Origin of the sequence: Variovorax frigidus (genome assembly GCF_051216515.1) — a bacterium.
Lineage (GTDB): Bacteria > Pseudomonadota > Gammaproteobacteria > Burkholderiales > Burkholderiaceae_C > Variovorax.
Map to the genome: position 1 here is coordinate 387,656 of NZ_JBPJZF010000007.1, position 14,500 is coordinate 402,155.

Consider the following 14,500-nt stretch of genomic DNA (forward strand, 5'->3'; position numbering starts at 1 on the left):
GTCTCGGCTCCTTGTTTTTTTTACTTGCGGGTCACCTGACCGTCGCGCGTGACCAGGCAGGCCGCCACGATGTCGTCTTCGAGGTCGATCTTCAGACCCCCCTCCTTGGGCAGCACCAGCTTGAGGAAGTCCAGCACGTTGCGCGCATACAGCGCCGAGGCGTCCGCCGCCACGCGCGCGGGCAGGTTCGTCTCGCCCACGATCGTCACGCCGTGCTTGACCACCGTGCGGTCGGCTTCGGACAGCGGGCAGTTGCCACCCACGCCGTCTGCCCCCTTGCCCGCTGCGATGTCCACGATCACCGAGCCCGGCTTCATGGACTTGACCATCTCTTCGGTGATCAAGGTCGGCGCCGCACGACCGGGAATGAGCGCCGTGCTGATCACGATGTCCGCCAGCGCCACGCGCTTGGCCACCTCGACCTGCTGGCGCGCCAGCCAGCTCGCGGGCATGGGCTTGGCGTAGCCGCCCACGCCCACAGCCGCTTCCTTCTCTTCGGCGGTGTCGTAGGAGACCTCGATGAACTTGCCGCCCAGCGACTCGATCTGCTCCTTCACGCTGGGGCGCACATCAGAAGCCTCGATGACCGCCCCCAGGCGCTTGGCCGTGGCAATCGCCTGCAGGCCCGCCACACCGACACCCAGGATCACCACGCGCGCGGCCTTGACCGTGCCCGCGGCCGTCATGAGCATCGGGAAGAAGCGCTGGTACTGGTCGGCCGCGATCATCACGGCCTTGTAGCCGGCGATGTTGGCCTGGGAAGACAGCACGTCCATGCTCTGGGCGCGCGTGGTGCGCGGAGCGGCTTCCAACGCGAAACCCACGGCCCCGGCCGCGGCCAGGCGCTGCAGGCCCGCGGCATCGAAGGGGTTGAGCATGCCGACGACCACGGCACCGGGCTTGAGCAAGGCGGCTTCGGCGTCCGAGGGCGCGCGCACCTTGAGCACGATCTCGGCGGCGAAGGCCTCGGCCCCATCGACGATGCGCGCACCGGCGGCTTCGTAGGCCGCATCGGTCACGCTGGCCGACACCCCCGCGCCCGACTGCACCACCACCACGTGGCCCTGCGCCACCAACTTCTTCGCGGTCTCCGGCGTCACCGCCACGCGTGTTTCTCCGGCCAGCGTCTCGGCTGGTACACCTATCAGCATAGAGAATCTCCTCGGGGCAGCGCGGGGCTGCGTTGTTGTTGGCTCGGGAGCTTACCCGAAGGCCTCGCCGGCTGGCCGCACGCTTGCGCAGGCGTCGGGCCCTCAGGGTGCGGCCTTGCCCTGCGCCTGCACCGGCGCCTTGACGGCCAACCAGTCACCGCATGCCGAGGGCAGCCAATGCACGCTGCGCGCCACGCGCGCGCTGTCGAACCCCACTTTGTAGCGGCAGGTCGTCACACCGCCGCCGCTGCGAAAGTGAAAGATGTACTCCCATTCCCCGGCGCCGGCCGTGCTGCGCTCGTCGCCCGCATCCGGTGGGCCGAACCACCGCAGCAGATCGGCTGCGCGCACGCCGACTTCGGCCTGCGCCACCAGAGCCCGATCCGGAAAGCGGCCCTCCCCCCGCGCACCCTGCGCGCCGGCCGCAACGATGGATGGGGCCGCGCCCGGACCGCGATGCGACGTGTCCACCGGAAGGGCGCAGCCGGCCAGCAACCCGGCGCCTCCCGCCAGCCACGCGAATTTTTTCAGCGGAATCCTCTGGTTCATCAATGCGCCACCCCATCGGGTCAATTGCAAAATAATGTCAATTAAAAATAATTGGAAATTTTTCCGCATCCAATGTAATCATTCAAGCGACCACACTCCAATGCAATACGCGAATCTTTTGGCACTTAATGACACTTATTGACCATCTCACCCAACATCCGTGCAATAGTTAACAATTACAAGTGTCATTACACTTGGTCAACAGATGCCCCGCACCTAGACTCCGGACCTGAAAACAAAGGGAGATGCAATGCGAATTGCCGCACTTGATGACGAATCAGTCCAGTTGGACTTGATTCGCCTGACCATGGAAGGAATCGGCCATGAATGCCATGGCTTTTCCGACGGAACCACGCTGTTGCGCGAATTGCGCCTACAGACCTATGACCTGCTGATCCTCGACTGGGCGCTGCCCGATGTGCAGGGTCCCACGGTCGTGAAATGGATTCGGGAAGATCTCAACAGCCGTTTGCCCATCCTTTTCGTGACCAATCGTCGCGAAGAGGCCGACATGGTGGAAGGGCTCACGGCCGGCGCCGACGACTTCATGGTGAAGCCGATCCGGATCGCCGAACTGGAGGCACGCGTGCGTGCCTTGCTGCGGCGTTCGTACCCCGCGCAGTTCGAACCGGAACTGGTCTTCGGCCCCTACCATTTCCACCCCCATTCCCGCACGCTCAAGTTCAAGGGCGAGCCCACGGAGCTCAAGCACCGCGAATACGAACTCGCGCTGTTCCTGTTCCAGAACCTGGGCCGCCTGCTGTCACGGGAGCACCTGCGCGAAGCGGTGTGGGGCCTGGGCGCCGAGACGCCCTCGCGCTCGCTGGACACGCACATCTCGCGCTTGCGCACCAAGCTCGACCTGCGTCCCGCCAACGGTTTCCTGCTGTCGGCCATCTATGGCCTGGGCTACCGACTGGAATCCATCGACGGCACCGACTTCACGACCCTGAGGGAAGCGACGAGCGGCTTTTCGGCATGATCGTCGCGAAGTGCAGTGCGCAGGCTGCGCTGATGGCCTGCGCGCTGGTGGTGGGCAGTGTGCAGGCCGCGGTGCCGCCACGCAGCGACCTCCGACACAGGGTGGTGGCGGGCGAGACGCTGCAGTCGCTGGGCGAGCGCTATCTGCGCTCGCCTTCGCGCTGGCGTGAACTGCAGGCGATCAACCATCTGGCCGACGCCGCCGAGCCCGCCCCCGGGAGCGTGATCCACGTTCCGCGCGCACTGCTGCGTTCTGCCTGCCTGGCGACGGCCAAGGTGGAATTCGCCCAGGGCAAGGCCACGGGCTTCAATGCGTCCGCTTCGGCAGCGACAGCCGGGGATGCCAACGGCACGCCCGATGCGCCTCCCGTGCCGCTCGCCACCGGCGACGCCGTGACCGAAGGCCTCCGCATCCAGGTGCCCAAGGACGGTTACCTGCGGCTGCGGCTGGCGGACGGCTCGGTGGTACGGGTGCTGGCCGACTCCGATGTCGAACTCAAACGCCTGCGCAACAGGCGTGCCACCGGGTCTTACGAATCGGTGATCCAGGTGCGCCGCGGCAAGGTCGAATCGGAGGTGGAGCGACAGCCCAAAGGCCGCGTCTTCGAGATCCATGCGCCGGGCGCCGTGGCCAGCGTGCGTGGAACGCGCTTCGCCGTGGCCGTCTCGCCAGAAGGACGGGTCTCGACCGCCGTGACCAGGGGCATGGTCAAGGTGCAGCCCCAAGGGAAAAACAGCCTGTACGGCGCCGAGGTCCAGGCGGGCGAAGGCGCAGTGATCGAGGCCGACGGCCAGCTCCACAAACGCCCCGCGCTGCCGGCACCGCCCGACCTGTCGTCACTGCCGGCCGTCCTGCAGGATGCCGGCGCGCTGGTGTTCGACCTGCCGCCGCCCGATGGCACGCTGGCCGGCTACGAAGTGCGCATCGCGCGGCCGGAAAGCCTGCGCGAGGTCCTGCGCAACGGCACCTTCGAGAGCGGTCACATCCAGTTCCCGGCCCTCGACGACGGCGACTACATGGTCAGCGTGCGCGCCATCGATCGCGAAGGCCTGACCGGCCCCAGGACCCTGCGCGCCTTCCGCGTCCAGGCGCAGCCCGTGCCGCCCGCCGCCCCGTCGCCCGCGACGGGCGCACGCATCACCGGCAAGGCCCGCCAGACCTTCCGCGCGCAGCACTGGAGCGTCTCGGGCCTGAGCGGCCTGTTCCCGCCGGCCCGCCGCATGCACATCGGCCCGGCGGCGAACAGGTCGAGCGGCGATCTCCTGCGCATCGCGGATGGGCGGTCGGTCGCCCGAGGCTGACCACCGCGCGCCTCTGCCCACCATGCCTGCCGATTCCGGTGCCGCCACGGCCCCCGCGGGCCACCATCGCCGCCCGCGCTGGCAGAGCCGGTTGCGGCGGATGCTGGCGCGTCGGCTGGCATGGCTGCTGCTGGCGATCGGGCTGACCGCGCTGGTCACGGTGCTCACGCTGATGCAGTCGATGCCGCGCCTCGACCGCATGCTGCAGGACAACGCGAGCGCCGGGATGCGCCAGCCGCCATCGCACGAGATCGTGATCGTCGCCATCGACGAGAAGAGCCTGGCCGCCATCGGCCGCTGGCCTTGGCGGCGCGCGCTGCATGCCGAGCTGTTGCGCCGTATCGCGGCGGAAAGCCCGCGCTGCATCGGTCTCGACGTGCTGCTCACCGACACCGACCTCGAACACCCCGGCGACGACGAGGTGCTCGCCGCGGGCATCGCCGACAGCGGCTGCGTCGTGCTTCCGATGGCGCTGCAGTCGCGCGGCTCGCAGCGCCCTTCCGAAATGCTGCCGGTGCCCGTGCTGGCGAAGGCGGCGGCCGCCATCGGTCATGCGCACCTGTCGCTCGACGAAGACGGCATCGTGCGCAGCGTCTACCTGCGCGAGGGCTTCGCCGGCCGCGGCTGGCCGCATTTCGCGCTGGCGCTGCAGGAGGCGGCAGAAGCCTATGCCGGCGGCCCGATGCCGTCCACGCCCGCACCACCGGCCCTGACGCCCACGAATCCCGGGCCCTGGTTGCGCAGCGGGCACGAGGCGATCATCTTCACCGCCGGCACGGCCGACACGCCGGCCTTCAAGACTGTCTCGTACATCGACGTGCTGCGCGGCCGGGTCGCGCCCGACACCTTCCGCGACCGCTACGTGCTGGTCGGCGCCACCGCCGCCGGGCTGGGCGACCTGTACGCCACGTCGACGCCCAACCCGCACGGCCTGGTGCCCGGTGTCGAAATCTTCGCCAGCGTGCTGCAGGCACTGCAGAACGGACGCCACGTGGTGGTGGCGAGCCCGACGCAGGACCTGGCGTACAACCTGCTGCCGATGGGCATCGCGCTGCTCGGTCTGCTGTGGCTGCGCCCGCTGGCAGTGGTGGCGCTGATCTGCGCGCTGCTCGCGGTGCGACTGGGCCTGCAGAACGCCCGCCCCTGGGTCGGCATCCAGTTCGCGCCGGCCTCCGGCCTTCTGGGCCTGCTGCTGGTCTATCCGCTGTGGAGCCTGATGCGACTGACGGCGGCACTGCGCTATCTGCGCTGGGGCACGGCGCAGCTCAACGAAGCGCTCGACGGCCTGCCCGTGACCGGTCCGCCGCGGCTGGCGGGCGACTTCCTGGACCGCCAGATGACCGCCACTTCGGCCGCCGGCCTGCGCATGCGCGACCTGCACCGCTTCGTGCGCGACGGGATCGATCACATGGCCGATGCCACGCTGGTGCTGGACCGCGACGGCCGCGTCTTCATCGCCAATCTCGCGGCGGCCCACCACTGGAAAGTGGCGCCGCAGAGCCTGGCGGGCCACGACGCGCACGACCTGCTGGCCGACCTGCGCTGGCGCACCACGGGCGCGCCCATGGTGACGCCCGGCGTGCTGAACGGGCCCGAGCTGGCGCCCATCCTCGGCGAGGGAGAAGACGCCTTCGGCCGCATTCTGCTGCTGCGCTGCGTGCCCTTCTTCGACGCGCGAAACAAGCATGCCGGCTGGATGAGCGCACTGGTCGACATCACGCGGATGCGGCAGGCGCAGAGCCAGCGCGACGAGGCGTTGCGCTTCATCTCGCACGACATCCGCGAACCGAGTGCGTCGATCCTCACGGCCATCGAACTCGCGCGCACACGGCCGGAAGTGCTCGGCGGCCAGGCGCTGCTCGACCGCATCGGGCGACATGCCCAGACCGGCCTCGAACTGGCCGACGGCTTCGTCAACCTGGCGCGCGCCGAGGCACAGCCCTTCCACGCGGAATTGCTCGACGTGGCGAGCCTGCTGCAGCTGGCCATCGACAACGCCTGGGCCCACGCGCACAAGAAACAGGTGCAGGTGCGCTTCCTCAGCACCCACGAAGAAGCCCTTTGCATCGCCGACCGCTCCTTGCTGACCCGGGCGCTCACCAACGTGTTGAGCAACGCCCTCAAGTACTCGCCGGCCGGCGCCGACCTCGACTGCTCGGTGCGTGCGCGCGAGGGCTTCTGGGCCATCGCCGTGCGGGACCACGGCCCGGGCATCCCCCCGGCGCTACAGTCGCAGCTGTTCCAGCCTTTCCATCGCCTGCACCGTGAAAGCCACCCCGAGGTGCACGGCGTGGGCCTGGGCCTGCTGCTGGTGCGCACCGCCGTGCAACGTCATGGCGGCACGATCGAGATCGACAGCGCAGCCGATGCCGGGTGCACCGTCACCCTGGTTCTCCCGCGACCCAGCGCCGCCGAAATGCAGGCACTGTGTCATCACCTCCACCACAAGGAATGAAAAGATGATCCGCTTTGCCAAACTCGCCGTTGTCGCCCTCTGCCTTGCCGGCGGCTTCGGTCTTGCAACTGCCCAGGAGGTGGAGCCCAGCGACATGGTGCGCGGCGGACTGCAGGCGGTGCAGATGATCGACCAGGACCAGGTGGGCGAGCTCTGGGACGGGGCCGCGCCGGCGGCGCGCAAGCGGGTGTCGCGCGCCGACTTCATCGCCATGGTCGCCAAGGCGCGTGCGCCGCTCGGCGCCCCGCAGCAGCGCACCTGGGTGGCGGTGAACCGGCAAGTGGTGAACGACGCCGACCCGGAGCTCGGCGGCCAGTACGTCAGCGTCGAATACGAGAGCCGCTTCGCCGACCGGCCTGCACCGGTGCGCGAACTGCTGAGCTTCCATCTCGACAGCGACCGCATCTGGCGCTTCAGCGGCTACGTGCTGCGCTGAGGCCTGGCATGACGGCACGCTGGAAACCCAACGTCACGGTGGCCGCCGTGATCGAACGCGACGGCCGCTTCCTGCTGGTCGAGGAGCACACGGCGCACGGCCTGAAGCTCAACACACCGGCCGGCCACCTCGACCCGGGCGAATCGCCCGCCGAAGGCTGCGCCCGCGAGGCGCTGGAGGAAACCGCCCACCACTTCACGCCGACCGCGCTGGTGGGCATCTACATGGCCCGCTTCCAGCGCACGCCGGGCACCGGCACCGCGCAGCGCGACAGCGAGGAAGACGTCACCTACCTGCGCTTCGCCTTTGCCGGCACGCTGGGCGATTTCGAGCCCGCGCGCACGCTCGACGACGGCATCGTGCGCACGCTCTGGATGACGCCCGACGAGCTCCGCGCCAGCGTCGACCGGCACCGCAGCCCACTGCTGCTGGAGTGCATCGAGGACTACTTGGCGGGCCAGCGCCATCCGCTGTCGCTGATCCATACCGACGCTTCGGTGCACGCCACGCCGCTGCGTTGAGTCGACTCAAAACGTGTGAAGGAACCGTCGCGAGCGCCCCGAGCCTGCATTGAGGAGCGGAGCCGCACTCCCGTGCGGTGAGCACCGCAGATGCGGGATCGGGGTGCGCAGCAGGTTCATTCGCACGTTTTCAGCCGGGCCGCCGGTGTCGCCCCCCCAGTGGGGGAGGCGCCGAAGGCGCTTCGGGGGGGGACGCAATCACTCCGCCACCCAGGCACACGTCGCCGTCATAAAGCACCGCCGACTGCCCCGGCGTGACCGCCCATTGCGCTTGCGCGAAGTCGAGGTGGAAGGCGCCGTTCGCGCCCTCGCCCAGCGCGCAGGCCGCGTCGGCCTGCCGGTAGCGCGACTTGGCGCCGTACGTGCCGGCCACCGGTGCCGCGCCCGCGACCCAGCTCGCGTCGTCGGCGCGGAGCGTCTGCGACAGCAGCCAGGGATGGTCGTGGCCCTGCACCACCCAGAGCGTGTTGGCCGCCATGTCCTTGCGCGCCACGAACCAGGGCGAATGGTCGCCCGCGCCGCGCTGCGCGCCGCGTTCCTTCACGCCGCCGATGCCCAGGCCCTGGCGCTGGCCCAGCGTGTAGAAGCTCAGGCCCTGGTGCTCGCCCAGCGTGCGGCCGCGCTCGTCCTTGATCGGGCCGGGCGCCTTGGAGATGTAGCGGTTGAGGAACTCGCGGAACGGCCGCTCGCCGATGAAGCAGATGCCGGTCGAGTCCTTCTTCTTCGCGTTGGGCAGGCCGATGTCGTCGGCGATGCGGCGCACCTCGGTCTTGTGCAGCTCGCCCACCGGGAACAGCGTCTTCGACAGCTGCGCCTGGTTCAGGCGGTGCAGGAAATAGCTCTGGTCCTTGGCCGGGTCCAGGCCCTTCCGAAGTTCGTGCCGGCCCGTGCCTTCGTTCAGGCGCACACGCGCGTAATGACCCGTGGCGATCTTCTCGGCACCGAGCCGCATCGCATGGTCGAGGAAGGCCTTGAACTTGATCTCGGCGTTGCACAGCACGTCGGGATTGGGCGTGCGGCCGGCCTGGTACTCGCGCAGGAACTCGGCGAACACCCGGTCCTTGTAGTCGGCCGCGAAGTTGACGTGCTCGATCTCGATGCCCAGCACGTCGGCCACGCTGGCCGCGTCGATGAAGTCGACGTTCGACGAGCAGTACTCGCTGTCGTCGTCGTCTTCCCAGTTCTTCATGAAGATGCCGACCACCTCGTGGCCCTGCTCCTTGAGCAGGTGCGCGGTGACGGCGGAGTCGACGCCGCCACTCAGGCCGACCACGATGCGCTGCTTTTTCATAGGGCGCCATTGTCCCAGCCTCGGCCGACCGGCGCCCGCATGCGGGAAATCACCGAGCGGCAGGGGGCGATGCGGGCACGCCACAATCCCCGCCATGTCCCGCATTCCGCCCATCCAGAGCCTGCTCGCCTTCGAGGCGCTCGCGCGCCTGCGCAGCGTCACGCAGGCGGCCGAGGAACTGAGCGTCACGCCGAGTGCGGTGAGCCACCGCATCCGCCAGCTCGAGACGCAGCTCGACTGCAAGGTGTTCGCGCGCGGCGACTTCAGCCTGAGCGCCGAGGGCACGGCCTACCTGCCGCGCGTGCGCGAGGCCCTGACCGCGCTGCAGCAGGTGCCCGGCCGCCAGCGCGGGCCCGACGCGCCGACGCGGCTGCGGGTGGCCGTCACGCCCACCTTCTCGCGCCAGATCCTGCTGCCGCGGCTGGCCCGCTTTCGGCATGCCTACCCCGAGATCGAGCTGATGCTGCAGGTCACGATCCCGGGCCATCACCTGACGGCCGAGGAGGCCGACATCGAGCTGCGCCTGGGCACCGGCGGCTTCGCCGACCGCGAATCGACGCACCTGCTGTCGGAAGACATCTGCCCGGTCTGCAGCCCCGAGTACCTGCACGAGACCGGCCCGCTCGACGGCTTCGACACCGACGAGATCGTGGCACGCGCGCACCTCATCCCCTCGCCGCTCGAACCCTGGCACACCTGGTTCCGGGCCTGCGGCATCGGCCTGCCCGAGCCGCGCACCGGCACCCAGTTCAACGACCTGGGGCTGGTGCTCGACGCCGCGGTGGCCGGCTTCGGCGTCGCGCTGATGCGGCTCAAGCTCGGCCAGGCCTGGCTCGACAGCGGACGGCTGGTCCGGCTGTCGCGCGAGAGCGTGCGCTCACCCAACGACTATTTCCTGTGCTGGAAGCCGGGCACGCTGGAGCGCTGGGAATGCGCCGCCTTCGTCGACTGGCTGCGTCAGGCGCTGGACGATTGAGCACCGTCAGCCAGGCGCCGTCGCGCCGCCTGTTTGAAAAACCTTCACGCGCGCCCGGCCCAGAATTCACGCCGCCACCGGCCCGCCGCCCCTACAGTGCGGCACGCTCCCATTCCCTCCGACATCGTTCCGACATGACCACCATCACCACCATCGAAGATCTGCGCGTCCTGGCCGAGAAGCGCGTGCCGCGCATGTTCTACGACTACGCCGACTCCGGTTCGTGGACCGAAGGCACCTACCGCGCCAACAGCGAGGACTTCAAGAAGATCAAGCTGCGCCAGCGCGTGGCGGTCAACATGGAAGGCCGCACCACCGCGACCACCATGGTCGGCCAGGCCGCGAAGATGCCGGTCGCGATCGCGCCGGTCGGGCTGACGGGCATGCAGCATGCCGACGGCGAGATCCATGCGGCGCGCGCGGCCGAGAAGTTCGGCATCCCGTTCACGCTCTCGACCATGAGCATCTGCTCGATCGAGGACATCGCCGAGCACACGAGCGCGCCCTTCTGGTTCCAGCTCTACATGATGCGCGACCGCGAATCGATGGCCCGCATGATCGAGCGCGCGCGCAACGCGAAGTGCAGCGCGCTGGTGCTCACGCTCGACCTGCAGGTGATCGGCCAGCGCCACAAGGACCTGAAGAACGGCCTGACCGCGCCGCCGCGGCCCACGCTCAGGAACATCGTCAACCTCGCCACCAAGCCGGCCTGGTGCCTGGGCATGCTGGGCACCAAGCGCCGCACCTTCCGCAACCTGGTCGGCCACGTCAAGGGCGTGAGCGACATGCGTTCGCTGTCGGCCTGGACCAACGAGCAGTTCGACCCGACGCTGTCGTGGGCCGACGTCGAATGGGTCAAGAAGCAATGGGGCGGCAAGCTGATCCTCAAGGGCATCATGGTGGCCGAGGATGCGCAGCTGGCGGTCGACGCCGGTGCCGACGCCATCGTGGTGAGCAACCACGGCGGCCGCCAGCTCGACGGTGCGCCCTCGAGCATCGAGGCGCTGCCGCCGATCGTCGACGCGGTGGGCTCGAAGACCGAGGTCTGGATGGACGGCGGCATCCGCAGCGGCCAGGACGTGCTCAAGGCCTGGGCGCTGGGCGCGCGCGGCACCATGATCGGCCGCGCCATGGCCTACGGCCTGGGCGCGATGGGCGAAGCCGGCGTGACGAAGGCGCTGCAGCTGATCCACAAGGAGCTGGACGTGACCATGGCCTTCTGCGGCCACACCGACATCCAGAACGTGGACAAGCGCATCCTGCTGCCGGGAAGCTATCCCACCTGAGCCGGCATCAGGCGCGGGCCGGGAACAGTTCCTTGTGCAACTCGGCCACGATCTCGTAGGAGCGCAGCCGCGCCGCGTGGTCATGCACCTGCGCGGTGATCATGAGCTCGTCGGCGCCGGTGCTTTCGATGAAGGCCGCCAGACCGGCGCGCACCGTCTCGCGCGAGCCGACGGCCGAGCAGGACAGCACCGAGTCGAGCAGCGCGCGCTCGGCCGGTCCCACGCTCGCGTAGTAGTCCTCGACCGGCAGCGGCAGCCGGCCCGGCCGTCCGCTGCGCAGGTTCACGAAGGCCTGCTGCCATGAGCTCGCGCGGAAGCGCGCTTCCTCGTCGGTCTCGGCCGCGAAGGCATTGAAGCCCAGCATCACATAGGGCTTGGCCAGCTGCGCCGAAGGCTTGAAGCTCTCGCGGTAGATTCGGATGGCCGCCATCATCTGCTGCGGCGCGAAGTGCGAAGCGAAGGCATAGGGCAGCCCGAGATGCGCCGCCAGCTGCGCGCCGAAGGTGCTCGAGCCCAGGATCCACACCGGCACCTCGAGGCCGCGGCCCGGCACCGCCATCACGGGCTGGCGCGGCTCCTTGCTCATGAAGTCCATGAGCTCGATCACGTCCTGCGGGAACTGGTCGGAATCCGATTCGAGGTTGCGGCGCAGTGCGCGCGCGGTGCGCTGGTCGGAACCGGGCGCGCGGCCCAGGCCCAGGTCGATGCGGCCCGGGTAGAGCGATTCGAGCGTACCGAACTGCTCGGCGATCACCAGCGGCGAATGGTTGGGCAGCATCACGCCGCCCGCGCCGATGCGGATGGTCGAAGTGCCGGCGCCGATGTGGGCCAGCAGCACGGCCGTGGCCGCGCTCGCGATGCCCGGCATGCCGTGGTGTTCGGCCAGCCAGTAACGGCGGTAGCCCTGCGCTTCGGCATGCTGCGCCAGCGACAGGGAATTGCGGAACGACTGCGCGGCATCGCTGCCCTCGCAGATCGGGGAGAGATCGAGGATGGAAAAATCGGCCATGGCGCGCATCATGGACCGATCGGCTTTGGCCTGCTGAGGCAGGCCATTGCGCAGTCTGCTAGGGCCGGGTGGCCCGTGGCGTAGAGTCCGGATGCATGACCCTGCCCAGCCCCTCCTCCACATCCTGCGCGCCCTGGGGCGCCGCCGATGCGGTCTTCGACCGGCTCGAGGGTGCCTGGCAATTGATGCGCACCATCGAAGGCCAGGCCGAGATGCACGGCGTCGCGGTGTTCACGCGCGAGGGCGCCGACAGCCTTCACTACCGCGAGGACGGCCGGGTGCGCCTGGCCAATGGCCAGGCATTCGACGGGCACCGCGAGTACCGCTTCGAACGGGCGCCGGACGGCCTGGCCGTGTTCTTCGCCGAGACCCCGCCGCGGCTCTTTCACGGCATCGTGCTGGCCCCCGAGGGCGACGCATGGACCGGCGCGGCCACGCACCTGTGCACGCCCGACACCTACGAAAGCCGCTACCGATTTCTGGCCGACGGCCGCTTCGTGATCCGCCACACGGTGCACGGACCGCGCAAGGCCTATGTGTCGGAGACCGTGTTCCGACGCAGCAGCGTTTAGCGCACCTCAGTCGCGGTCGAGGCGCCAGCTCGGCATGCCGCGCATCACGGTCTGGACCAGCAGCGCGCACAGGCCGCACTTGACCAAATCGCCCGGGATGAAGATCAGCATGGCCATCGCGGCCTGCGTCAGCGACATGTGGGCCACCCAGGACAGGCCGGCGATGCCGAAGGCATAGACCACCCCGATGCCACCGACCAGTGCCGCGACGAAGGCACCGGCCAGAAGGCCCGCGCCGGTCAGGCGCGCCATGCGGCGCATCAGCAGGCCGCAGGCGAAGGCACCGAACATCCAGCCGAACAGGAAGCCCGCGGTCGGGCCCACGAACACGCCCAGCCCGCCGCGGCCGCCCGGCAGCAGGGGCAGGCCCAGCGCCACGGCCAGCAGGAACAGCGCGATCGCGCAGAAGCCGCGCCGTGGCCCGAGCAGGCAGCCGGCCAGCATCACGCCCAGCGACTGCAGCGTGATCGGCACGCCGAAGGGCAGGTCGATCTTGGGGATCAGGCCGAACACGGCCATCAGGGCGGCGAACAGCGCGACGTACGAAAGGGAACGTGACGAAGTAAGAGAACCGGCAGAAGAAGTCATGGGTGTCGATCCAGTGAGGAAGTGGAAGATTTCAGGGCCCGGGCCGCGCGTCAGCGGCCCAGTCGCACGGCCAGCGCGTCGGCCACGCGCTCCGCGGTCTGCAGGGTGCGAATGGTCAGCGGCGCCAGCAGGCGGAAGCCGCCGCCATGGCCTGCGCGGACCCGGTAGGCATCGTCGAGGCGCTGCCACTGGGCATGGAAATTCTCGGCGAAACGCAGCATCAGCCCGAGGCCCAGCGCCAGCCGCTCGGTCGGCACGCCCAGCCGCTGCAACGGCTGCAGCACGGCCTCGAGCACGGCCAGCAGGTCGTCGAAGCGCGTGCTCAGCGTGAGCATCAAGGCCAGCAGCGCGGCGCTCGCGAGCCGCAACGCGCTGGCCACGCCCAGCATCGTCGAGCCCAGCGCGACGTGGAAGCCGACGATCAGCGCCCCGGCCACCGCCATGCCCAGCAGCATGCGCGCGCGGCGCCACGCGGGCGGGCCGAGCGACACGAAGCACAGCAGCACGACCCCCAACACCACGGCGAGCGAGAGCGGCCGGTTCATCAGCACCAGCAGCGTGCCGCCGACGGAGAGAACCGCGAGCTTGAGCCACGCGGGCAGCCCATGCAGCCAGGTGGTCTGCGACGAATAGAGGCTACGCATGCGACACGCCGTGGCGGTGCTCGGCCTCGGCGCGTGCGCGCACGTCGTCGACATACGCCGCGCACACCGCCTGACCGCTGCCATCGGCGCGCACCTGGCCATCGGCCAGCCACAGCACGCGCTCGAAGCCGCGCACCGTGTCGAGCTGGTGGGTCGACACCACGACCTGCTGTTCGGTCGCCGCGAGCTGCGCGGACAGCCGCGCCTGGCTCGGCAGGTCGAGGCTCGCGAAAGGCTCGTCCAGCAGCAGCGTGCGCGGGCTGCAGATCTGCAGCGCCAGCAGGCAGACCTGCTGGCGCTGGCCCTGGCTGAGTTCGCCCACCGCGCGGCCTGCCCAGTCCGAGAGACCCCGCTGCGCGAGGAAGGCCTGGGCCTGCGCGCGTGCCGCAGCGCGCGCCGCGCCCTGCGCCGTCAGGCTGAAGGCCAGTTCCTCGGCCACGGTCGGAAAGACGATCTGGTCGTCGGGGTTCTGGAACATCAGCCCGATGTGGCGAGGCAGCTGGCGGCGCCCGGACGCCGTGTCCAGTCCGTGCACCCGCACCCGCCCCTCGTCGGGCCGGTCGAGCCCGCACAGCAGGCGGAAGAGGCTGCTCTTGCCGGCGCCGTTGTCACCGATCAGGCCGATGCGGCGCTCCGTCAGATGCAGCGTGAGGCGCTCGAACACGCGCCGCGTGCCACGCACCAGCGTGACATCCTCGAGGCGAAGGCCGTCGGCGGGCAAGGGGGGATTCGTTGTCTG

At 69.4% G+C, this 14,500-nt stretch carries 15 protein-coding genes; 8 read left to right on the top strand and 7 right to left on the bottom strand.

All coding sequences use genetic code 11. The features are described from left to right. Positions 1–20: 20 nt before the first annotated feature. A complete protein-coding gene (locus tag ACSFBC_RS22495; protein WP_435512559.1) occupies positions 21–1,151 on the bottom strand; it encodes a Re/Si-specific NAD(P)(+) transhydrogenase subunit alpha in 1,131 nt (376 codons plus the stop codon). A 102-nt stretch (positions 1,152–1,253) separates the two neighbouring features. Next, positions 1,254–1,769 (bottom strand): outer membrane protein assembly factor BamE domain-containing protein, encoded by a 516-nt coding sequence (gene bamE / locus ACSFBC_RS22500; RefSeq protein WP_435512560.1) that lies wholly within the window; start codon positions 1,767–1,769, stop codon positions 1,254–1,256. Between the two features lie 181 nt (positions 1,770–1,950). Here bamE and ACSFBC_RS22505 point away from each other — a divergent pair, with 181 nt between their 5' ends. The 5 genes from ACSFBC_RS22505 to ACSFBC_RS22525 are packed head-to-tail and all read left to right on the top strand — an operon-like array spanning position 1,951 to position 7,395. Continuing rightward, positions 1,951–2,682, top strand: a complete 732-nt coding sequence (locus tag ACSFBC_RS22505) for a response regulator transcription factor (protein WP_435512561.1) — start codon at positions 1,951–1,953, stop codon at positions 2,680–2,682. Beyond that, positions 2,679–3,983 carry a FecR family protein gene (locus ACSFBC_RS22510; RefSeq protein WP_435512562.1) on the top strand — a complete coding sequence of 435 codons (1,305 nt, stop codon included), beginning with the start codon at positions 2,679–2,681 and terminating at the stop codon, positions 3,981–3,983. Before ACSFBC_RS22505 ends, ACSFBC_RS22510 begins: the two co-directional genes overlap by 4 nt. A 22-nt stretch (positions 3,984–4,005) precedes the next feature. Beyond that, on the top strand, positions 4,006–6,438 hold the full coding sequence (locus ACSFBC_RS22515; RefSeq protein WP_435512563.1) for a CHASE2 domain-containing protein: 2,433 nt from the start codon (positions 4,006–4,008) through the stop codon (positions 6,436–6,438). Between the two features lie 4 nt (positions 6,439–6,442). Continuing rightward, positions 6,443–6,874: a DUF4019 domain-containing protein gene (locus tag ACSFBC_RS22520; protein ID WP_435512564.1), complete on the top strand. Its 432-nt coding sequence runs from the start codon at positions 6,443–6,445 to the stop codon at positions 6,872–6,874. A gap of 8 nt (positions 6,875–6,882) precedes the next feature. Beyond that, entirely contained in the window at positions 6,883–7,395 is a 513-nt protein-coding gene (locus ACSFBC_RS22525; protein WP_435512565.1) for an NUDIX hydrolase, read from the top strand. 130 nt (positions 7,396–7,525) lie between these two features. Here the strand turns inward: ACSFBC_RS22525 and mnmA are convergent, their stop codons facing one another. Continuing rightward, the gene (gene mnmA, locus ACSFBC_RS22530) at positions 7,526–8,686 is read right to left on the bottom strand and encodes a tRNA 2-thiouridine(34) synthase MnmA (RefSeq protein ID WP_435512566.1); all 1,161 of its coding nucleotides are present in this window, start codon (positions 8,684–8,686) and stop codon (positions 7,526–7,528) included. Positions 8,687–8,780: 94 nt separating this feature from the next. Between mnmA and ACSFBC_RS22535 the strand changes: the two genes are divergently transcribed. Further along, positions 8,781–9,662, top strand: a complete 882-nt coding sequence (locus ACSFBC_RS22535) for a LysR substrate-binding domain-containing protein (protein ID WP_435512567.1) — start codon at positions 8,781–8,783, stop codon at positions 9,660–9,662. A 134-nt stretch (positions 9,663–9,796) separates the two neighbouring features. Continuing rightward, a complete protein-coding gene (locus ACSFBC_RS22540) occupies positions 9,797–10,948 on the top strand; it encodes an alpha-hydroxy acid oxidase (protein WP_435512568.1) in 1,152 nt (383 codons plus the stop codon). A 7-nt stretch (positions 10,949–10,955) separates the two neighbouring features. Here ACSFBC_RS22540 and ACSFBC_RS22545 read toward each other — a convergent pair whose 3' ends face one another. Next, entirely contained in the window at positions 10,956–11,957 is a 1,002-nt protein-coding gene (locus ACSFBC_RS22545; protein ID WP_435512569.1) for an LLM class flavin-dependent oxidoreductase, read from the bottom strand. Between the two features lie 95 nt (positions 11,958–12,052). Here ACSFBC_RS22545 and ACSFBC_RS22550 point away from each other — a divergent pair, with 95 nt between their 5' ends. Beyond that, positions 12,053–12,529 carry a DUF6314 family protein gene (locus ACSFBC_RS22550; RefSeq protein ID WP_435512570.1) on the top strand — a complete coding sequence of 159 codons (477 nt, stop codon included), beginning with the start codon at positions 12,053–12,055 and terminating at the stop codon, positions 12,527–12,529. A gap of 6 nt (positions 12,530–12,535) precedes the next feature. On the opposite strand, the gene ACSFBC_RS22555 is transcribed toward ACSFBC_RS22550, so the two are convergent. The 3 genes from ACSFBC_RS22555 to ACSFBC_RS22565 are packed head-to-tail and all read right to left on the bottom strand — an operon-like array spanning position 12,536 to position 14,482. After that, the gene (locus ACSFBC_RS22555; RefSeq protein WP_435512571.1) at positions 12,536–13,117 is read right to left on the bottom strand and encodes a biotin transporter BioY; all 582 of its coding nucleotides are present in this window, start codon (positions 13,115–13,117) and stop codon (positions 12,536–12,538) included. Positions 13,118–13,167: 50 nt separating this feature from the next. Beyond that, the gene (locus tag ACSFBC_RS22560; RefSeq protein ID WP_435512572.1) at positions 13,168–13,761 is read right to left on the bottom strand and encodes a CbiQ family ECF transporter T component; all 594 of its coding nucleotides are present in this window, start codon (positions 13,759–13,761) and stop codon (positions 13,168–13,170) included. Next, the gene (locus ACSFBC_RS22565) at positions 13,754–14,482 is read right to left on the bottom strand and encodes an energy-coupling factor ABC transporter ATP-binding protein (RefSeq protein WP_435512573.1); all 729 of its coding nucleotides are present in this window, start codon (positions 14,480–14,482) and stop codon (positions 13,754–13,756) included. The genes ACSFBC_RS22560 and ACSFBC_RS22565 overlap by 8 nt, the downstream gene beginning before the upstream one ends. Between the last annotated feature and the right edge of the window lie 18 nt (positions 14,483–14,500).